Genomic DNA, 20421 nt, shown 5'->3' with positions numbered 1-20421 from the left:
TGATTTGGATGTTCATGTCAGTCGGACATCGAATCGTACTCAGGGGTTTTGAATGTCAGGTGCACTTGTAATCGTCAATCCGGGGGGTCGCGACAAAATATATCAGTCGCTCGGCAACGAACTGACCGCCATAGAACCGCCACTGTGGGTCCGTCTGATTAGCGGCTATCTGCTGGACCGTGAAGTCCCCATCATCATTCTGGATACGGAAGCCGAGCAGTTAGGGTCTGTGGCCGCAGCGAGCCGTATTGCTGAACTTAATCCGCTGTTGGTGTTAGTGGTCGCTTTTGGTCATCAACCGTCGGCTTCGACCCAGACGATGGTCGGAGCTTCACAGCTCATCACCGATCTCAAACAGCAATGCGCTAGCGTGCCGACTTTGCTTATCGGCGGCCACGTTTCTGCGTTGCCAGAGGAAACGTTGCAACTGACCTTGGCCGATTATGCCTGTCAGGGCGAAGGAACTATCACCAGCTTTGAATTGTGGCAGTCGCTGAACGGTGAGTTGCCACTGGCCGAGGTGCGTGGACTGGTCCGCCGCGGTGACGATGGCACTGTCGTTTACGGACCCAAAGCGCCAATTTCGGAAGATTTAGACAGCGACTTGCATGGTAACGTCTGGCATTTGTTGCCGATGGCCAAATACCGCGCGCACAACTGGCAATGTTTCGGTGATTTGGCATCCCGCCAGCCTTATGCGTCCATTTACACCACGCTCGGTTGCCCATACCGTTGTGTGTTTTGTTGCATTAATGCGCCTTTTGATTCCAACCGCTACCGCAAACGTTCGCCTGAGGCGGTAGTGCAGGAAGTGGCGCATTTATATCAAACCTATGGTGTCAAAACGTTCAAAATCATCGACGAGATGTTTGTCTTGCAAAAGCGTCACTACGAAGCCATTTGTGAAGGGTTGGCGGCTTTGCCTTTTGCTGCTGAGCTGAATATCTGGGCTTATGCCCGGGTCGATACAGTGCGGGACGATACGTTGCCGCTGCTGAGAAAAGCCGGCATCCGCTGGTTGGCGCTGGGGATCGAATCGGGTAGTGAAGTGGTGCGTGATGGCGCGAAGAAGTCATTTTCGCAAGATGATATCCGTCACATCGTGAAATCAATTCAAGCGGCCGATATCAGTGTGATTGGTAACTTTATTTTCGGTTTACCGGATGATGACGCACTCGCGATGCAACAAACGCTGGATTTAGCGTTGGAACTACAGTGCGAATTTGTTAATTTTTATTCGGCAATGGCTTACCCAGGCTCGGGCCTCTATGTACAAGCCCGGCAGCTTGGATGGGAATTGCCGAAAAGCTGGAGTGGTTATTCTCAGCACAGTTACGATTGTCAGCCACTGCCGACTAATCATGTCAGCGCCGCGACAGTACTGGGTTTTCGCGATATGGCATTTCACCGTTATTTCGCGGATGAGGCCTATCTGCAGATGGTCGCACAGAAATTCGGTACAGACACCCGTGCTCATATTGAGGAAATGGCCAGCACCCGCCTCAAACGCCGTTTAACCGAAAAGCAAGCGCAGCAAATCGATATCCGCGTAGTGGCGACGCCATTATGACCGCAGCTTTGCCCGTGTTGATTGTGCTTGCTGGGGGATTTGGTACCCGCCTGCAACCTGTGGTGTCGGACCTGCCGAAAATTCTGGCACCTATCGCTGGCGAACCGTATCTGGCACATTTTCTGCGCTGGTGTGTTGGTAAAGGAGTCCAGCGGTTACATTTGTGCCTTGGCTTTCGCGCCGAACAGGTGATCAACTGGCTGAGCGGGCAGCGCTGGCCATTACAAATCAGCTGGCAAACCGAAACCAGCCCATTAGGGACAGGCGGAGCCCTGCAGCTGGCGTTGCAACAAATTGAATTGCAAGCGATTACGGAAGGTGTGTTGGTTTGTAACGGAGATACCTTTGTCGAATTTAACCTGGCGGCTTTTGTACAGAGTGCTGAGAAAAACGGCGGCGGTATTCTGACGGTACAAGTAGCCGATGCAAGTCGATACGGCGCAGTGCAAGCCGATTCGCAGCGCCTGCTGACTGGCTTTCAGGAAAAAAATGCAATTGCAGAGCCAGGCGAAATAAATGCTGGCTGGTATTTTTTCGGCACGAAGCACATTCATGAACTGCGTGCCCGCCAATTGCTTTCGTTAGAGCATGATTACCTCATGGCCGGCCAAAAACCGCCGATAAGCTGTTTAGCCCTGGGGCAGCAGTTTATCGACTTCGGCACTCCAGACAGTTATCAGCAGGCACAAGCGATGTTTAAGGACTTGGCATGATTATTACCAGAACCCCATTTCGCGTTTCATTGTTTGGCGGCGGTACGGATTATCCGGCCTGGTATCTGGAGCATGGCGGTGCCGTCATCGGCACGACCATTGATAAATACTGCTATCTCAGTGTGCGGCATTTACCGCCATTTTTTGAACATAAACACCGGATTGTGTATTCCAAAATAGAAACTGTCACAGCCGTTGATGAAATTGTCCATCCAGCGGTGCGTGCGGTGATGACTGAATGTCCGGTGGAAGGTGGCATCGAAGTCCATCATTTCAGCGATTTACCGGCACGATCTGGTTTGGGCTCGAGTAGTGCTTTTACTGTAGGATTGCTGAATGCTCTGCGCGGACTCAATGGCAAAATTTCCGCTGCCCAGCAACTAGGCTTGGAAGCGATCCGGATTGAGCAGAAAGTGATCGGCGAAAAAGTAGGCTCACAAGACCAGATGTGGGCAGCACACGGTGGCACCAATTTTATTGAGTTCCATCAAAATGGCATGATCAATGTCTCCAAACTGTTGATGCGACCTGGCAATCACGACATTTTAAATGACCATATCTTATTGTTTTTCACTGGTTTTACCCGCATTGCCGAGACCATCGCGGTGAAAAAAATCGAAAATGTTAAAACCAAGCAATCACAACTGCATACCTTGCAGCAAATGGCGGTGCAAGCGAGGGAAACATTGCAATCTAAGACTCCGGAATTTCATCACATTGGCTTACTATTGCATGATGCCTGGAAGCTGAAACGGGAACTAGCCGAGGGCGTTTCAAACCCGGCGATTGACCAGATTTATGACGCGGGGATCAAAGCCGGTGCTTTGGGCGGTAAGCTGCTCGGCGCAGGTGGCGGCGGTTTTATGATGTTTTTTGCACCGCCACATACTCATAGCAACATCCGGCAAGCTCTGGCCAAACTGATTTACGTCAGTTGCAATATCGGCAGCGAAGGCAGCAAAGTTGTTAGTTATGAGCCTGTGGGTTAGTTTATTCAATATTTCTTATGATGTAGTTTTCGTGTTTTGAGAGTTGTTTATAGGATGCTATATCGCTCTGAAATAGACAGCTAGGTAAGGTGGTTCGTTAGTTATATATTTTAAAACATGCTAAATGAACCAGTGGGTAAGCCGATAATAGAAAATTAACGCTTGCAAGTTGTATCGGTGAGATTGCGTGGATACATTGATTGCTAGCTTGGTGTGGGCCTGGATGAGTAAAAAATTATGCTAAATGAAGCCACTAAAGCCAATTTAAGAAGAAAATCAAATTATATAGATGTTGTGACGCTTCACGATAACATGCCGCTTTTTAGTTGGATTGATATAAATGTCACAGAGTTGTGTAATCGAAAATGTGAGTTTTGTCCAAGAATAGACGATGATTTGTACCCGAATCAGAATGTCCATATGAGTGTCGAATTGGCGAGAAAAATAGGTCAAGAGTTAAAGGCACTAAATTATCAGGGGGTCGTTGTTTTTTCTGGTTATTCGGAGCCAACAATGTGCCCGCATTTTGAACAGATTGTTGCTGCGTTCCCTCCTGAAATTAGGATTGAATTGGTAACAAACGGTGATTTTTTAAAGCCGTCAAAAATTAAAAAGTTACATAATGCTGGTGTAAATTATTTCGTTGTCAGCATGTACGATGGGCCCGAACAAATTGAATTTTTCAAAAGTAAATTTGCTGAAGCTGAACTGTCTGAAGAGTCCTATATTTTGAGAGACCGATGGCATAATGATGAGGATAGCTTTGGCCTTAAACTTACCAATCGAGCGGGTACTATCAATGTCGGGCATCAGCCTGAGGTGATTCCAAGTCACCCGTGTTATTACACAGCGTATTCAATGACTATCGACTGGAATGGCGATGTAATGCTTTGCATGCAGGACTGGAACAAAAAAATTAAGTTTGGTAACGTTGCAAATGAATCGCTTGTTGACGTTTGGAAAAGTAAAGCTCTGAATATGTATAGAAGAAAGCTTTTAAATGGAAATAGAGCATGTAGTCCATGTCATAAATGTAATACTGATGGCACATTACACGGCTATAATCATGCTGAATTATGGAAGGAAGTGTTAGCATGAGTGGTGCATCCGACAGTCAAATTGTATTTGATGCAATTCATACGCAGAAAAAACAACAGCATCTTGTGCGAATGATGTCGGAGACTGCGCTTGAGGTGCATAAGATACCAAATCATAACGTTAAATTTGAAAGTTGTGTTATTTGCAAATCTTCGAATGTGTTATTCCATGTTAATAAATTTGGTTTTAACTTGGATCGCTGTTGTGATTGTGGCCATATTTTTTGCAATCCAATGCCAAACAGTAGTCAGCTAAATTTTTATTATAACAGCCCAATGAAAGATTTTGAAAATGAGTTCTTCATCGAATCGTTTGAAAAACGGGTGCCTATTTTCAAGAAAAGAATTGAAATAATTAAGAGCTTTGTACCCAAAGGAAAACTTCTTGATGTGGGCAGCGCAATCGGTATTTTTATTTCAGCGCTGCAGCGTGAGGAGTATGGTTTTGAAGTTCATTGCTGTGATCCCAGTGATGGTGCGTGCCGACTGTTAAAAGAGAAATATCCTGAAATTACTATCCATCAAATGATGGTCGAACAATTGAAAGCCGATTGTGGTTTTGATGTTGTTACTATGTGGGACACTTTAGAACATGTGGAGTCTCCTGTTGATGTTGCGATGTCGATTAAAAAATTATTGACACCTGGTGGCTATTGGTTTTTTTCTACACCTAATACAGATAGTTTTGAATGGAAGGTTGCAGGCGTTGATCATGTACAGCTTCTGCCTCCTGGGCACATTAATTTGTTTAATCTACAATCCATAAAGCGTGTCTTGTTAGATGCTGATCTAGAATTGGTTGAATACTTTACACCCAATGGGACCTTAGATGTCAGTTATGTTAAAAAGCTTCTGCAAAACGGCACGCCCGAATACATAAAGAATGCTGGTAATTTTTTCTACCAGCATATTGAAGATGACTCATTTTTAGCTGCATTTGCAAAGCTTCTTACGGATACTAAGTATGCTGGGAATATAGTGGTTGTAGCAAGGAAACGTTTAGTGGAGGACAAGGGATGAGTTTCGATGTCTGTTTACATAATTCTGGATATGAAAGTACGAACTCATCTATGTTTGTTAAGTCTGAAGGCGCATTTTTGTTTGATGCGGCAGGCCGAAAATATTTAGATGCAGGCCTTGGTGCGGGCAGTCAAATTTTGGGCCATGCACATTCTGCAATTACGGAAGCTATTGTAAATCAAGCAAAATCAGGATGTCTTTATCTTCAAAACAATCCAGTTGTTCAAGAGTTTGTTAAGAGTGTTTCAGATGTGTTACCTGTGTGTCTTAGTGACATTGTTCTTTGCAATACCGGTACTGAAGCCACACAAAGAGCGTTGCGATTGGCAAGAGCCGCTACAGGTAAAGACAGAATCGCCTATTTTCATGGTGGTTGGCATGGGATGAATGAGTGGACTTTACTCGATGACGGTGGAAGATTTGGTACTGCCAAACCAATAAACCCTAGCGGGATCCCTCGGCAGGTTCTTGATAACAGCCTTGTACTTCCATATAACGATGAAGAAGCCTTTAGTATTATTAAGCAACATGCAAATGAGCTTGCATGTGTTATTATTGAGCCGGTTCAAGGCTCAAATCCAAGAACTGATATCGTTGAATTCCTTTCCGAGTTACGAGAAGTCTGCACGAAATTTAATATCCTTTTAGTGTTTGATGAAATAATTACTGGATTTAGACTGGGTATTTCGGGTGCTACAATTTTTTTTGGCATAAATCCGGATATTGCAACTTATGGTAAGATTCTTGGCGGTGGATTGCCCATAGGTCTTTTGGCATTTACAAGAAAAGTAGCAGATTTGACCTACAATAATTCGGCAATGACGATGCTGACGGGAGGCACTTTTTCTGCGAACCCTTTAGTTTGTGCGGCTGCATCAAAAACTATTAATATACTTCGCGATTCAGACTATGGTGAGCTTACTCATCTGGGCGATTTCCTACTGAATAAAACAAATAAAGCGCTTGCCGAAAACAATATTCCTTTCACGATGACCGGGTGCGATTCTATTTTTCGGTTAGCATTTACAGATAAAAAGTTTAAAAATAGATTAGAGCGAGATCTTTACGAATGTCCGCCTGAGGTGCAGAAAAGATTTAGAGCAGAAATGCTTAAAAATAGTGTTATATGGCCGACAAATGGAATCATATTTATAGGATTTTGCCATAATAGAGACATGCTCGCTGATCTTTCTGAACAGATATTGATGTCTGCATCAAAGTGTCTTTAGTCTGATATTCGACGGCGAACCACTGCGTTTCGGTCTCGAATTTTAGTCCCAGCGATGGAAGGCATGAATAATTTCGGTACATGCAACGAGGGCTATGATGAAATCGAAAAATTACGTTTTTAATGACGTTAATGGAAAACTTGAATTTGTTGGTAAGTTTGAAGAATTCTATCAAGACATCGACGATCCATGGGGACAGTCAGCAACAGGTGAGATGGGTGAATATTATCATAGCTCGAGGACAACATTGCTCAATATTCTGCAGCGTTTTGGTTCTAACGCGAAGGTTGCTGAAGTAGGTTGTGGGTTAGGGTATGTTACTAACGCTATCTCTGAATATGTAGAAAATACTCATGTTGTTGGATTTGATATAAGTCCTACTGCTCTATTGAAAGCAAAAAAAATGTTTTCATCGCTTGAGTTTAGACAAGCCGATATTACGTCTGAAAACCATTTTTCAGCTGAGTTTGATGTTGTCGTAATTAATCAAATATTGTGGTACGTCTTAGAAGGTATCGACGGTCTAGTTTTTAGTGTAAAACAAATGCTTAAGGATGGGGGTTATTTCATCATATCGAATGCATACGCTAGAGAACAACGATATGGGGTGGATGTTATAAATAAATTTCCAGGAGCTCTAAGTTTTTTTAGCAACTTAGATTGTTTTTCACTCGTCGAAGTACAGTATTACGATCGTGGTTTTGAACACGCAGATGGACATATTGTTTTGCAATATAACAAGACCAATGCAAAATAATTATCTGAGTACTGACATTTATTTCTGAGTATCTGTAGTTAAAAGTTACAAAGTCAAATTAACTCGGACATTGATGAGTTCTGCTGAGCTGCAACAACAGATCGACCCCATCCCAGACTTCGGCAAATTGCAGGGACTGACCAAGCGGTACTAACCGGTCTGCACCGCGCAGTACTGTTGGATACCAGCCATCCAGCAGTTTGCTGTCAATTCCCCAGTAACTGAGCGTCTGATGGTGGTTGTCCAGCATCGGGGTCAGTGCATACAACGATTGCAATGAAAGCTCGAGGAACAGGCCACAGCCTGGGTGTAGTCGCAGCATGTCTGCATCTAAGCCTTGAATCTGCAAGCGTTGCAACTGGCCGCTTTGCCACTCTTGATAACTATCACTGCTGAGTAACAGTTGTTGGGCGCCCGCCAGCGCCTGATAGGCTTCACTATCGGTCAGGCGTGCTTTCTGCTGACACAGTTCGCTGAGTGCCGGCCAGAATCGGTGCTGCGCCTGTCTGATGGTTTCGGGCTGGCCTAACCAAACCACGACTTTGGCTGAAGCACAGGCTTGCTGGGCGTAGGTCAGGTGATCGCGGCTAAACAGTTCAGTCATGGCCTGAAACTCAGTGACAGGGGCCTGACATAGCGCTTGCGCGTCTAACAGCGTCAATGACAATTTATGGCTGAAGCAGAGGTCACGGCAATGTGCCGCGACGGCCAATTGGCGCTGCGCGATGATCGCGGCATCGGAACCCCACAAAACACGGCCGTCGAGCCGATGCAATGTCGCTAATAACGAGGCATCCTGATGGGGCGCCTGAATAAATTGTAGGGCCGCATTTTGCGCAGGATAGGTTGCAGCCAGTGCGTTGACATGTTTCAGCAACACCGCTGCACTTTGACCGGCGCGGGATGACAGCCGGATCAGATTGTAGTTACCACACAACAGCGACAGTAGCGCCGGATACATAAACAGGCTGTCAACATTGGCCGGGGTATTGTGAAAGACCAAGCCCAGTGGCTTCATTTGATAGGGCATAGCCTGATATTTTTGCCGTAACGCCGCGATTTTTTGCCGGCGAAACCAAAAGCCGAGCGCCAGCAAATCCGGCAGCTCGCGGCAGGCCGGATCCGCCAGTAGCCGTTCTGACAAAGCGTTGACATAGTCGAGCGCCGCCGCGGCAAAGAAGGGCTGCAATTGAGGCGTTGTCGTTGCCGGGTTTAAATAGTGCATGCACTTTTCCTCATACTGCCGGTGAGCTGACCGTGTCACTGCAGCCGCGTGCTTCGGCCAGTGCCAAGCGTCCGAGCACCTGAAAATATTTGCCAGGCCGGCCGCAAGGGCAGTTGTCTTCGCCAAGGGTCACGCCACGGTCTTCAGTCAACAGGCTATGACCCGGATAAGAGCGGGGCAAGGTGGATAGCAATTGGAGCACCCCGGGTTCACCATGTGCACACAGTTGCCAGTTTTGCGGGTTACGCACCAGCACATCGGCGGAAGTCGGGCAGTGCAGGTGGCCGTGCTCACACTCGACAAACACAGCGCCGATTTGTTCGACCATGCCATAAAAATTGTGTACCCGTTGGATCGCGGCAACCTGTGCCAACTTAGCCTTGAACTCAGCATTGCCAACGGCCTGTGCCTGCAGTTTTTTCCAGCCGCCGCTGTGTAGCAAAATCGCCTGGGGCAACTGGACCTGCCCGGGGGCTAACTGTGAAAGCCACTGCCAGACCATAAAGGTAAAACCAAAAATCAGTACTGGCCCTTCACCATAACGTTGGCAAAACTCTGTCAATGCTTCAGTATTGACTGACAAATCTTCGTTCAGAGCATAACAGTGGTTGCGGCCCATAAAGGCCAGCCCTTGGATACCAGCGCCACGGGCACTGAAACTGCTGCGATCTTTGACTACGCCCGGGTGATCGATGATGAGCATTGGCAAACGGTCTTTGCCAAGCCAATGTTGCATGATGCGCACCAGTACTTTGGATTGCAGCGCCGCCGCATCTTTATCCAGCACTATCCGCGACGGCTGCCCTGTGGTACCGCTCGAATACAGCGTTTTAAATACCTGATTGTCCGGCACAGACTGCAAGGTAAACTGTTTGAACAGCCGTACTGACAGATAAGGCAATTCAGCCAGACTTTCCGGCTGTTGCTGGCAGAGGGGTAAGGCTTGTTGTAGTCTTTGGTACAAGGCGCTGTGAGCCTGATGATGGCCGTTCAATGCAATTAGTTCTGCCAGCAATCGAGGCGTTTTTTGCTGTGCGGTCAAACCGTACGGCGGTTCATCAGTTAATGGCTGCCATGGCGCTTGCATCAATGGGTACTCCCGCCGGGGCCTTCAGTGAGCGTCTCGCCGCTGGCGATGCGCAATAGCGCGTGATAATGCACTTTACCGTTACTGGTGTAGGGCACATCGCGCACCAGCAATACTTTAAACAGGCTAGGATGTAATAATAGTGTGGTCTGTAAATATGCGCTGACTGCCGCGGCCGCTGTGGATTCGGCGTTGGCATCAATGACAGCAACGACCAGCAAGTCATCGCGTCCGGTGCAAACGGTCGACCAACGTTCACGCTGCAATAGTGTTTCCAGCTGATCCAGTTGCCAACGTTTCCCCTGAATTTTCAGCATCCGTTTTAATCGGCCAGTAATTTGAAACAAGCCATTTGGTCGCAGGATGGCCAGGTCGCCAGTGGCTAGTTCTGCCATTTTGTCATTGGAACGTAGATCAGCTGAATTTTGTGCATAGCCAAGCATCACATTGGGCCCTTGATAAACCAGTTCGCCCTCTAGGTTTGCTTCGCTGATCTCCGCCCGGCTTTCGACATCACGCAGCAGCAATGTGCCGCCAGGGATCGGCTCACCGATGCATTCTGCGTGCTCGGCTAAATACTCCGGCCTGAGCCAGGCGATACGGGCTGTGGCTTCGGTCTGGCCATACATCAGATACACCGGTATTTGTTTTTGCTCAGCCAACAATTGCACATATTGGCGCAAGTCGTCACTGAGCGGCCCGCCGGCCTGGGTCAGGTAACGCAACGCAGGCAGTGGCAGTCGTTCAAAACGCAGCGTTTTCAACATTTTATAGCTAAACGGTACGCCAGCGAGGCTGTTAACCGCAAAGTCTCGCATCAGCTGCCAGAATTCTTTGTTCATCACCGAGTAATCGGTCAGCAGCACAGTTGCGCCGCATAACAGATGGCTGTTTAGCACGGACAGGCCATAGGAATAGTGCAGTGGCAGTGCAGTGATGGCGACGTCGGACATCTGCAGCGGCAAATACCGCGAGATAGCCAACGCATTACTGTGCAGGTTTTCCAGCGATAACATCACCGATTTTGGATCACCGGTACTGCCAGAGGTGCTCAGGAGCAACGCCAGATCAGGCCGGGCCCGGAAGGCGCTGGCGCTGACGCGGCGCATCGTGCCAAGGTCATCGATCAGCACGGCGATCTCCAGCTGGCGGATCAGCGGGTCGAGTTGGCTTTGCGGCAGGTTTGCATCTAACAACACCAACGGTCGCTGATGGCGCAGACAACACAGATATGCCACCACGGTCGTCAGATTATTGCGACATAACAAAGCGCAGACTTGCTGCGGCCAGACATCAAACTGGACAAAACGTTGCGCAAAATGGTCAGCCAGCTGCGCCAGTTTCAGATAACTGATCGCGGTGCCGTCTTGCAGGAACAAAGCGGTTTGTGTGCCAAAACGTTCCAGATTTTTGGCAAAATGCAGGTTCATAGCACCAATCCGCCATCAACGGCTAACACCTGGCCGGTGATATATCCGGCAGCATCAGAGCAGAGAAAACTGACTACTGCAGCGATGTCGTTGGCAGTGCCGAGCCGGCGTAATGCCGTCTGGCTGGTTAGTTGAGCGCGCTGTGCTTCGTTATAATGGGCAGTTAAAGCCGTGTCGATAAAGCCCGGAGCGACCACGTTAACGCGAATCCCCTGCGGCCCCAGCTCTTTTGCTAAGGCTTTACTGAGGCCCGACACTGCGGCCTTACTGGCACAATATGCAGCCTGACCGCTACTGCCACTTTCGCCAACTTTAGACCCAAAATTAACGATATTTCCGCTTTTTTGCCGCAACATCAGCCGACTTGCCAGCTGGCAGCACAGAAAGGTTGCGGTGACATTGAGCTGAAATTGTGCGGCGAGACTAGCCGATTTAGTCAGTGCCAACGCGCTGTCTTGCATGATACCGGCGGCATTGATCAGATGGTCCAACCGGCCGAAATGTTGTTGAACCTGACGAAAGCAGGCGAGGATTTGGCTTTCATCCGCCAGATCGGCGCTGATCACTAAATCGTCCGGTGCAGCCAGCGCCTGCAAAGCCGCAGTATCGCGCGCCACTAGGATCAACTGATGACCTGCTTGTTGTAGCTGTTGCACGCAGGCCGCGCCGATCCCGCGACTGGCGCCGGTGATCAAACTGATCGGTCTTGGTGCGGAGCTTGTCATCCAAAGGCCACGCCATGTTTGATTAAAATGTCGCGCGCTTTAGCCACTGAGCTCATGTCGATAATGTCGTCGGTATCCAGCAGCAGATTAAAACTGTTTTCCAGTTCAGCGATGAGCAACATATGGGCCGTGCTATCCCACTGCGGGATGCTGTTGTAGGCCAGGTCGTCGTTGATCAGCGCAGGGTCAACCGCCAATGCCGTGGCAAACGCCTGTTGCAGTTTTTGCGTGTTGCTATGTTGTAATTCTTGATGTTGCATCGGAACCTCTGTTCAGTGAGCTGATTTCGACTAACCAGCAAAGCGGGCAAAACGACTGGCCGCTTGGGTGAATCCGCTTAAATCCAGCTGCATTTGTTGCAGTAGCACCTGTCCGTCAGGTGTTGGTTGACTGATCTGTTGTGTCATCTGATAGCCCAGTTGCTGGTTAAACCGCAGCGCAGCCTGATTATCCAGTTTGACATGGGCCAGCAGTGTCGTACAGCCAAGTGTCTGGAAGCAATACTGATTTAACGCAAGTGCCGGGAAAAACGCCAACATAGAGCCGCGAAAGCGGGGATCAGCAAGATAAAAACCACTCTCCAATATGGCGCTGCCTGTTATAGCTTCACCGTCAGGTTGTTTCAGATTACAGGCGCCGACCGGCTGGTCCTTGTAGCGGATGACAAAATGTTGTTGTGATGCGTCGTTGCTGATGCGGCTAAACCACAGTTGTTGTGCCTCAGGGCTGATTTGGCGTTGGTCCAGCATTTGCGCAGCAATATCCGGGCTGTTACGCCAGGTGCGAAGCTGTGGTAAATCAATAGCCAACACGGGCGTCAGATCGACACCATAAGCGCGGATTGTTGGCTGCAATGCTGCATTCATTCCAGCAAATCCCAGCTCAGTGCGGTACCACGCGCCACATCCTGTTTTACGGTTTTACCAAGCAGCATGGGCAGATATTTGGGCGCAAGACCAAGTCCCGGGCGGATAGCACGGACATTGTCCGCATTCAGTACGTCACCGGCTTTGAGGTCCTGCGCGATATATAAAGAGCGGCGATGCCGGCGCGAAGCCACTTCTTTAGTGGTGACTCCATAATGCACGCTACCGAGGGCAAGATGGGCGCGGCGGGTTTCATCAACCAGCATTTTCAGTTCAGCCGGCTCCAGCGAAAACTCTGCATCTACGCCGCCTTCGCTGCGGTCTAACACAAAGTGTTTTTCAATCACAGTGGCCCCCAGGGCGACTGCGGCAACGGCGACACCAATGCCGGTGCAGTGGTCGGATAAACCCGCCTGACACTGAAACAGCTCAGCTAAATGCGGAATAGTGCGAAGATTTGCGTCCACCGGTTCTGCCGGATAGTTGCTGGTGCATTTAAGCAAAATAAGCGCATGACAGCCGTTCGCTTTGAGCACTTCCACCGCTTCGGCCAGCTCACTCTGGCTGGCCATGCCGGTGGACATAATCACCGGCTTGCCGGTGCGCGCCACTGCGGCGAGCAGCGCGTGATCGGTATTTTCAAAAGAAGCAATTTTGTAGCAGGGCACGTCGAGTTTTTCGAGAAAATCGACTGCGGTTAAATCAAACGGCGTGCTGAACGCAAGCAAGCCCAGATCTTTGGCGCGGGCAAAAATGGGGGCGTGCCAGTCCCAGGGGGTATTGGCGATCTCATAAAGCTTATAGAGGCTTTGGCCGAACCAGAGACTATCCGGGTTATCGATAAAAAAGTCACCACTGTCGATGTCGAGTGTCATGGTGTCGGCGGTGTAGGTTTGCAATTTGATCGCGTGTGCACCGGCTGCTGCGGCGGCATCGACCATCGCTAGGGCTTTGTCTAGCGACTGATCATGATTGCCGGATAATTCGGCAATGATAAAAGGCGGATGATTTGCACCTATTTGAAAAGAACCCAGTTCAATGGTGGGGACTGCTGCCATTTACGCTGCTCCAGTTAAATGAAAACTCAGGTCGTGCGAGTTGTTGTCGATTGCTGCAATAACTGCAGCAGGTGGGGCACGCCACCACCCTCCGGCACCAGTTGCTGAGCTGCTGCTGACATCCGGGCTCGCAGGGTCACATCATTCAGCAATGTGGCGGTTGCTTGCGCCAGTTGTCCGGCGCTGAGCTGGTCCGCAGAACCCAGATCAATACAAGCACCAAGGCTTGCCAGATACTGGGTTGTTGCCTGTTGATTGTCCGCCAGCGCGACGACAATGGCGGGTAGCCCCAGGCAAGCCCGTTCCCAGTGTGTCGCGCCGCCGGCGCCAATCATCAAATCCGCAGCTGCCATCAGCCCTGCCATCCCTGGCGTCTGTACTAGCAGGGTCAGACGCCGGTCCTGTGCACAAAGTTGCTGCAACAACAGACGGTGCGGGTTGGCCTGACCGATCACGATATCGGCCAGCCAATGCGATTCCTGAAGTTGCTGCAAAGCATTAATTGCCAGAGTAGTAAAATTTTGCTCGTCGCTACCACCAAAAAACACCAGCACCCGTGCAGGAGAATGGGAATTAAATGCTGTATGGAATTGTCGTTGTATCGGGTCAAACCCGGCAAATTCGGGCCTGAGCAATGCAAAGCGGGGGCCCAACAATGGCTGGCAATGGTCGGGCAATAAAGTCTGATAACGGCTGGCGAAGTCTGGTACCAAATTCTGATCAAGCAGAACATCGCAGTCATATTGCCGGTTGGCCAGATCATCTATTTGCAGCACAGCACGACATCTTGAACGCAGCGCCTGACAAAATATCGCGCCAAGCCCATAGTGATCGACAACCAGCCAATCAAACATCTTGGGGCTTTGGACTGTGGTGGCTGGTGTTTGATCAAGACAAGCGACTAACGCTGATGCATCTTCCGCTTCGCTGCAACCGAGCCAGGCCTGGTAGCCTTGCTGCGGCGGATTGGCCAGCAGCGGCAAGGTGAAGGTGGTAAAGCCGAGGTCGGTCAGCAGTGGCAGCAGGTGTCCCGGATGTTGCCGGCAGGCAAAATACACCTGATGACCGGCTTGTCTGAGTGCCTGTGCCAGCGTCAGACATCGCATCAGATGTCCCGAGCCAATGGCGACAGACGCGTCCGTGCGAAACAGCACCTGCATCAACGGCTCCGCGGTGTCTGCAGTAAAAGAGTCTGCAGCAGCTCTGCCCGTAACCAGTCCGCTTCAGTATCAATGTCTTGCACCCGGTGTTGCGGCAGTTCCTGCAAAAAACTGTGCGGCGCGAACATCGCTAAACCGTTACACCAGTCGTCGGCCTGACCCAGATAGAACTGGCCAGCGTCGTGAAATGTTTCTGGCAGATCCTGCGAGCGTTTGGGGATCGCGTCTGGTTGCACTGGTTCAATCTGGCCCTGCGCGTTGCGGTACAAAGCGCGTTGGATCGGAAAGCTAAAGCGGCAACCGGAGAACACAAATTTCAGAGCCGGATTTGCCACCAGGGCTGCAGCCGCTTGTTGCAGGTCAGATGGCAATAACAAAGGGGCTGTGGCATAAATGCATCCAACCAATGAGGGCGGCTGTTGTTGTTCGCGTAACCATTGAATTGCATGGGTGATCACAGGTCCAGTACCGGTGAAATCATCGGCCAGGGACTTTGGGCGCAGAAACGGTACTTCGGCGCCGGCCTGACGAGCCACGTCGGCAATTTCGGCATCGTCGGTGGAGACTATGACACGGTCAAATACTCCACTGTGCAAGGCGGCTTCGACCGACCAGGCCAACATCGGCTTGCCGTTAAACAGGCGGATATTTTTCCGGGGGATCCGTTTACTACCGCCACGGGCAGGAATAATAGCGGTTTTCATTTTTCAGATCTCGCTGCAAGCCTGACGCAGCGCGTCGGCCACTTGTTGTTGCTGCGCCGGCGTAATGCCTGCGAATAACGGTAAACTAATGATCTGGCTGTAAAACTGTTCTGCGTCTGGAAACTGTCCCCAGTCAAAACCGAGTTTTTGATAATACGGCTGGGTATGGATTGGAATGTAATGCACATTGACGCCAATGCCGGCGGCACGCATTGATTCAAACACCTGCAGCCGTTTGTCTGGTTGGTGCAGGCGCACTATATACAAATGCCAGGCGGATACACCGTCGACAGCAGGCGTGGGCAAAGCGACAGGCAGATCCTGTAACAGCTGCTGGTACAGTTCTGTGGCTTTGATGCGCTGATGCACAAACTGCTTGAGTCTATCGAGCTGACTAAGCCCCAGCGCAGCTTGTAAATCAGTGATGCGGTAATTAAAACCAAGGCCAATTTGCTGATAATACCAAGGGCCGTGCGAGGCTTCGGTCATGTCGTCCGAGTCGCGGGTGATACCGTGGCTTCTGAGCAGCCTAAGCTGGCTGTCCAGTGCCGGATCATTGCAAAGCGCCATGCCACCTTCGGCTGAGGTGATGATTTTTACCGGATGGAAGCTAAAGACCGTGATATCACTGTACTGACAGCAGCCAACCGGGCGGTTCTGGTAATAACCACCAATGGCGTGGGATGCATCTTCAATGATGCGAATGTTGTAGGGCTGGCATAGCGCGGCAATACGTTGCATATCACAGCTGTGTCCAGCCAGATGTACCGGGATCAACACTTTAGGTAAGGTGTTTGTCGTTGCGGCCAGCTCTAACTTTATTGCGAGTTGGGCAGGATCCATTAAGCCGGTGCTGGCATCCACTTCAACAAAATCAACATCAGCACCGCAGTATAAGGCGCAGTTGGCTGAGGCTACAAAGCTGATTGGGCTGGTCCAAACCCGGTCGCCCGGACCTACTTGTAATGCTAAACATGTCAGATGTAGCGCAGAGGTTGCGCTATTCATTGCAACCGCAAAGCGGGCCTGGCACTGGCGGGCAACTGCTTGCTCAAAAGCAGGAACTTTAGGTCCCTGTGTCAGAAAGTCTGATTGCAGAGTATCAATGACTGCAGCAATATCGGCAGCGTCAATTTGCTGACGCCCATAAGGGATCATTCCATCGCATCCTGATTAAATTGGCGGATCTCGTCCACGGTTAAAAACCAAGGATTTTTATCAGAAACATACTCAGTCCCCGGTTCCACTTTGCGACCCCGTTCTTTTAAAGCATTAATGGTGAAATCGTTACTCCGGTTGGAGAACAGAATCGACGGTGCGATCACAAAGTGATCATCATATTCGTAGGTGTTATAAGACATATCACCGGGACACATCATTTCATGCAGTTTTTCACCCGGGCGGATGCCGACATCTTTAAACGGTAAATCCGGTGCTATTGCTTTGGCCAAATCAACCACCCGAATCGACGGAATTTTGGGCACGAATATCTCACCACCAAGCATGCGTTCAAAGTTTTTCAAAACAAAATCAACACCTTGCTGCAAGCTGATCCAGAAGCGGGTCATTTCCGGATGCGTAATGGGGATATGGTCCGAACCGCTATCGCGTAATTTTTCAAAAAATGGAACAACTGAACCCCGTGAGCCAACGACATTGCCGTAGCGCACCACTGAGAAGCGCGGTTTGCTGCCGCCGGAGATATTATTGGCTGCGATAAACAGCTTGTCGGATGCCAGTTTCGTTGCGCCGTACAGGTTGACCGGATTGGCTGCTTTATCGGTCGACAAAGCAATCACTTTTTCAACGTTATTCTCAATAGCGGCATTGATCACATGTTCAGCGCCATTGATGTTGGTTTTGATACATTCCATCGGGTTGTATTCAGCGGCGGGGACTTGCTTTAACGCAGCGGCATGGATCACATAATCCACGCCCCGCATCGCGCGGATCAGGCGGTCCTGATCGCGGACGTCGCCTATCATGTAACGCATACAAGGTGCGTTGAAACGCTGCTGCATTTCGTATTGTTTGAGTTCGTCGCGGGAGAAAATAATAATTTTATTCGGCTTGTAACGCTGTAGCAGCGTCTCAGTGTATTTATGACCAAAGGACCCGGTGCCTCCGGTAATGAAAATATTTTTGCCGTTAAACATATTGTCCCCCTTGCAGCGGATGGATCACGCTACATCACTAGTAGACAGAACCATAGCATAATTTATTCCAGTATTAAAAAATGCTTGCGATTAAAGGTGTTAGCATTGGCTCGTTCAAAGAACCTGCCACCCGTCAAAAAATAACCTCTGCCGTACTTTGCCTGTTCAGAACAACAAGGCGTAGAATCAAAATACATCGAACGGCGCGGAGGACTCTATGAATATCAATGGTCAGACATCTGTTACTGATTTGCTCTCAGACCGCTTGCAGCGAAGCAATGACGACAAGCTGAAACAGCTGGCATCCGCGAAACGGATTAACTCCGCAGCGGATGACGCTGCAGGATTGCAAATCGCCAACCGGATCAGCGCGCAAAATAGTGGTACCCGCCAGACCGAACAGAATTTGTATGATGGCTTGTCGATGGCCAATCTGGCTGATCAGTCGCTGCAAGGTGTCACTGATGGTCTGAATGAGATTGGCCGCCTGGCTACACAAGCTGGCAGCGGCATCCTTTCGGCAGACGACAAAGCCGCGCTGCAAAAGCAGGTCGATGCCATCAGCGCCGGCATCAAAGACCAAATCGCCAATACCGAATTTGCCGGCACTAAGTTATTTGCCAGTAACGGCATTATTGCGCTTGGCGGCGAAAAAAGTCAGTTCAGTCTGCAAACGACCGATCTGGCTAAACAGCTCGAAGATGGCGGCGTCTTTGCCATAGATCTACAAAGCGCAGATGGTGTGGCGAACGCTTTGGATGTGGTGAAATCCAGTGGTCAGCAAATTGACAACCAACGCACCGAAATTGGTGCCACGGCCAACGCCATGACCGCGTCGGCACGCAATCTGGCCAACCAGAATGTTAATGAACAAGACGCCATCAGCCGCATTGCTGATTTGGATTATGCCAAAGCCAGTACCGAGCGCGTACAAGGTCAGATCCGCGAACAAGCCAATATCGCAGTCGCGGCGCAAGGACGGATCCAGTCCGAACAAGCGTTACAACTGCTGAGTTAAGGTCAAAACGCTGTTTTTTTGACGCCACTGTCAAAAAACCAGCGTTTGTTGCTTGCAAGGGCGCCAAGCCTTTGCAACAATGAAAAAAAAGCTGGCACTCAGACTTCATGAACCCACGATTATTTATTTTGGATCAACAGGATAGCCGGGCGCAGCGCCTGAGCGTGATCCTGAACTTCATTCATGAGCCACATGCGTTGCTGAGCGAAGCGCAGCTCCATGCTGAACTGGGCGCTGATCCAAAAGCCGTGGTGCTGCTGGGCGCTTTAACCTCGCAACAACATGAAGCCATCCTGCAACAATACCCGGCCTGTGCTTTTCTGCTGCTTGGCGAGACGTTAAAACCTCTGTTGAAATACGCCAATGCGGTGGGTTTGCTGACTGAACCATTCGCCTATGCATCGTTAACTCAGCAACTGCGTGATTGTCAGGAATATCACCGTTTGTTGCCCGGCCAGCGTCAGCATGATTTGCAACATCGTTTTGTCGGGATGGTGGGAACCAGCCCAGTGATGCAACAAGTGCGTTTTCTGATCCAGCAAGTGGCCAAGACCGATGCCAACGTGCTGATCCTCGGCGAGTCCGGGACCGGTAAAGAAGTGGTAGCACGGAACATTCATGTATTGTCACATCGCTGTGATGGGCCTTTTGTGCCGATTAACTGTGGCGCTATTCCGGCTGAACTACTCGAAAGCGAGTTGTTTGGCCATGAAAAAGGTGCTTTTACCGGCGCCATTTCGACCCGTAAGGGCCGGTTTGAACTGGCGCAGGGCGGGACTATTTTCCTCGACGAAATTGGTGACATGCCGTTGCCGATGCAGGTCAAATTGCTGCGGGTTTTACAGGAACGGACCTATGAACGTGTTGGTGGCAGTCAACCAATCCGCGCGGATGTGCGGATTATCGCGGCAACTCACCGCCAGCTTGAAGGCATGATTGAAGACGGTCGGTTCCGGGAAGATTTGTATTACCGGCTGAATGTATTTCCAATTGACACGCCGGCATTAAAAGAACGTGCTGACGATTTGCCTTTATTGGTGACGGAACTGTTGCAAAGACTGGAAACTCAAGGACAAGCCGGCGTTAAATTTACTGAACGGGCCATTGAAAGTCTGAAATTACATGCCTGGCCTGGCAATGTCCGCGAACTGGGAAATTTGGTCGAACGCTTGACGATTATGTTCCCGAACCAAGTGGTTGATGTTGCCGATCTGCCGCAAAAATATCGCCATATTGATGTAGAAGCTTATATTCCGCATTATCCGGAAGCGTTGCTGGAGCGTGATGCAATCAATGAACTGTTTCAGTTTGGCAGTGATGACGAGGAGAGTAATGAAGAGATTGCTTTCACGTCGCTGACGTCCGGGCAACTCGATCTGTTACCGGATGATGGCATGGATCTGAAACAATTTTTGGCAGATCTGGAAGTGAGTCTGATCAATCAGGCACTTGAACGCCACGACTTTATTGTTGCCCGTGCTGCGGATATTTTATGCTTGCGCCGGACTACGTTGGTAGAAAAAATGCGTAAGTATAATCTGATGCGCGATGAAGCCGACAACGGTCAAAACGACTGACTGCCAAAAAATTGGCAGACAAATTTAATCTAATATATTG

Annotated in this window: 20 protein-coding genes; 9 read left to right on the top strand and 11 right to left on the bottom strand. The window is 49.6% G+C overall.

The window, feature by feature from the left end:
• The first annotated feature begins 52 nt into the window (after positions 1-52).
• From ACQ66Q_RS07065 to ACQ66Q_RS07035, 7 genes are all read left to right on the top strand, one after another.
• Positions 53-1570: a B12-binding domain-containing radical SAM protein gene (locus tag ACQ66Q_RS07065; RefSeq protein ID WP_430456148.1), complete on the top strand. Its 1518-nt coding sequence runs from the start codon at positions 53-55 to the stop codon at positions 1568-1570.
• The gene (locus ACQ66Q_RS07060; RefSeq protein WP_430456147.1) at positions 1567-2283 is read left to right on the top strand and encodes a sugar phosphate nucleotidyltransferase; all 717 of its coding nucleotides are present in this window, start codon (positions 1567-1569) and stop codon (positions 2281-2283) included. The genes ACQ66Q_RS07065 and ACQ66Q_RS07060 overlap by 4 nt, the downstream gene beginning before the upstream one ends.
• Positions 2280-3272, top strand: coding sequence for a hypothetical protein (locus ACQ66Q_RS07055; RefSeq protein WP_430456146.1), 993 nt, complete (start codon positions 2280-2282; stop codon positions 3270-3272). The genes ACQ66Q_RS07060 and ACQ66Q_RS07055 overlap by 4 nt, the downstream gene beginning before the upstream one ends.
• Before the next feature lie 237 nt (positions 3273-3509).
• The gene (locus ACQ66Q_RS07050; protein WP_430456145.1) at positions 3510-4370 is read left to right on the top strand and encodes a radical SAM/SPASM domain-containing protein; all 861 of its coding nucleotides are present in this window, start codon (positions 3510-3512) and stop codon (positions 4368-4370) included.
• Entirely contained in the window at positions 4367-5389 is a 1023-nt protein-coding gene (locus tag ACQ66Q_RS07045) for a class I SAM-dependent methyltransferase (protein ID WP_430456144.1), read from the top strand. The genes ACQ66Q_RS07050 and ACQ66Q_RS07045 overlap by 4 nt, the downstream gene beginning before the upstream one ends.
• Positions 5386-6618, top strand: a complete 1233-nt coding sequence (locus ACQ66Q_RS07040) for an aminotransferase class III-fold pyridoxal phosphate-dependent enzyme (RefSeq protein WP_430456143.1) — start codon at positions 5386-5388, stop codon at positions 6616-6618. Before ACQ66Q_RS07045 ends, ACQ66Q_RS07040 begins: the two co-directional genes overlap by 4 nt.
• A gap of 94 nt (positions 6619-6712) precedes the next feature.
• Entirely contained in the window at positions 6713-7375 is a 663-nt protein-coding gene (locus tag ACQ66Q_RS07035; protein WP_430456142.1) for a class I SAM-dependent methyltransferase, read from the top strand.
• Positions 7376-7433: 58 nt separating this feature from the next.
• Here the strand turns inward: ACQ66Q_RS07035 and ACQ66Q_RS07030 are convergent, their stop codons facing one another.
• From ACQ66Q_RS07030 to pseB, 11 genes are read right to left on the bottom strand one after another with little or no spacing between them, the layout of a single operon-like run.
• A complete protein-coding gene (locus tag ACQ66Q_RS07030; protein ID WP_430456141.1) occupies positions 7434-8600 on the bottom strand; it encodes an acyl-CoA reductase in 1167 nt (388 codons plus the stop codon).
• A gap of 10 nt (positions 8601-8610) precedes the next feature.
• Entirely contained in the window at positions 8611-9687 is a 1077-nt protein-coding gene (locus ACQ66Q_RS07025) for an acyl-protein synthetase (RefSeq protein WP_430456140.1), read from the bottom strand.
• The gene (locus tag ACQ66Q_RS07020) at positions 9687-11117 is read right to left on the bottom strand and encodes an AMP-binding protein (RefSeq protein ID WP_430456139.1); all 1431 of its coding nucleotides are present in this window, start codon (positions 11115-11117) and stop codon (positions 9687-9689) included. The genes ACQ66Q_RS07025 and ACQ66Q_RS07020 overlap by 1 nt, the downstream gene beginning before the upstream one ends.
• Complete coding sequence (locus ACQ66Q_RS07015; protein WP_430456138.1) at positions 11114-11842, bottom strand: SDR family NAD(P)-dependent oxidoreductase; 729 nt, start codon at positions 11840-11842, stop codon at positions 11114-11116. Before ACQ66Q_RS07015 ends, ACQ66Q_RS07020 begins: the two co-directional genes overlap by 4 nt.
• Positions 11839-12102, bottom strand: a complete 264-nt coding sequence (locus tag ACQ66Q_RS07010) for an acyl carrier protein (protein WP_430456137.1) — start codon at positions 12100-12102, stop codon at positions 11839-11841. The genes ACQ66Q_RS07015 and ACQ66Q_RS07010 overlap by 4 nt, the downstream gene beginning before the upstream one ends.
• Before the next feature lie 30 nt (positions 12103-12132).
• Positions 12133-12708, bottom strand: coding sequence for a GNAT family N-acetyltransferase (locus ACQ66Q_RS07005; RefSeq protein WP_430456136.1), 576 nt, complete (start codon positions 12706-12708; stop codon positions 12133-12135).
• Positions 12705-13766, bottom strand: coding sequence for a pseudaminic acid synthase (pseI, locus tag ACQ66Q_RS07000; protein ID WP_430456135.1), 1062 nt, complete (start codon positions 13764-13766; stop codon positions 12705-12707). The genes ACQ66Q_RS07005 and pseI overlap by 4 nt, the downstream gene beginning before the upstream one ends.
• A gap of 26 nt (positions 13767-13792) precedes the next feature.
• Complete coding sequence (pseG, locus tag ACQ66Q_RS06995; RefSeq protein ID WP_430456134.1) at positions 13793-14926, bottom strand: UDP-2,4-diacetamido-2,4,6-trideoxy-beta-L-altropyranose hydrolase; 1134 nt, start codon at positions 14924-14926, stop codon at positions 13793-13795.
• Positions 14926-15630, bottom strand: coding sequence for a pseudaminic acid cytidylyltransferase (pseF, locus tag ACQ66Q_RS06990; RefSeq protein WP_430456133.1), 705 nt, complete (start codon positions 15628-15630; stop codon positions 14926-14928). Before pseF ends, pseG begins: the two co-directional genes overlap by 1 nt.
• A 3-nt stretch (positions 15631-15633) precedes the next feature.
• Positions 15634-16788, bottom strand: coding sequence for a UDP-4-amino-4,6-dideoxy-N-acetyl-beta-L-altrosamine transaminase (pseC, locus tag ACQ66Q_RS06985; RefSeq protein WP_430456132.1), 1155 nt, complete (start codon positions 16786-16788; stop codon positions 15634-15636).
• A complete protein-coding gene (gene pseB / locus ACQ66Q_RS06980; protein ID WP_377247465.1) occupies positions 16785-17786 on the bottom strand; it encodes a UDP-N-acetylglucosamine 4,6-dehydratase (inverting) in 1002 nt (333 codons plus the stop codon). The genes pseC and pseB overlap by 4 nt, the downstream gene beginning before the upstream one ends.
• A 217-nt stretch (positions 17787-18003) precedes the next feature.
• Here pseB and ACQ66Q_RS06975 point away from each other — a divergent pair, with 217 nt between their 5' ends.
• Together ACQ66Q_RS06975 and ACQ66Q_RS06970 are read left to right on the top strand one after the other, a co-directional pair.
• Positions 18004-18804 (top strand): flagellin, encoded by an 801-nt coding sequence (locus tag ACQ66Q_RS06975; protein ID WP_430456131.1) that lies wholly within the window; start codon positions 18004-18006, stop codon positions 18802-18804.
• A 107-nt stretch (positions 18805-18911) separates the two neighbouring features.
• Positions 18912-20381, top strand: coding sequence for a sigma-54 dependent transcriptional regulator (locus tag ACQ66Q_RS06970; protein WP_430456130.1), 1470 nt, complete (start codon positions 18912-18914; stop codon positions 20379-20381).
• Positions 20382-20421 lie beyond the last annotated feature (40 nt).

The organism is Rheinheimera sp. (assembly GCF_965283995.1).
Lineage (GTDB): Bacteria > Pseudomonadota > Gammaproteobacteria > Enterobacterales > Alteromonadaceae > Pararheinheimera.
Note: the sequence above shows the minus strand (reverse complement) of the source record. Positions and strands in the feature narration are given on the sequence as shown.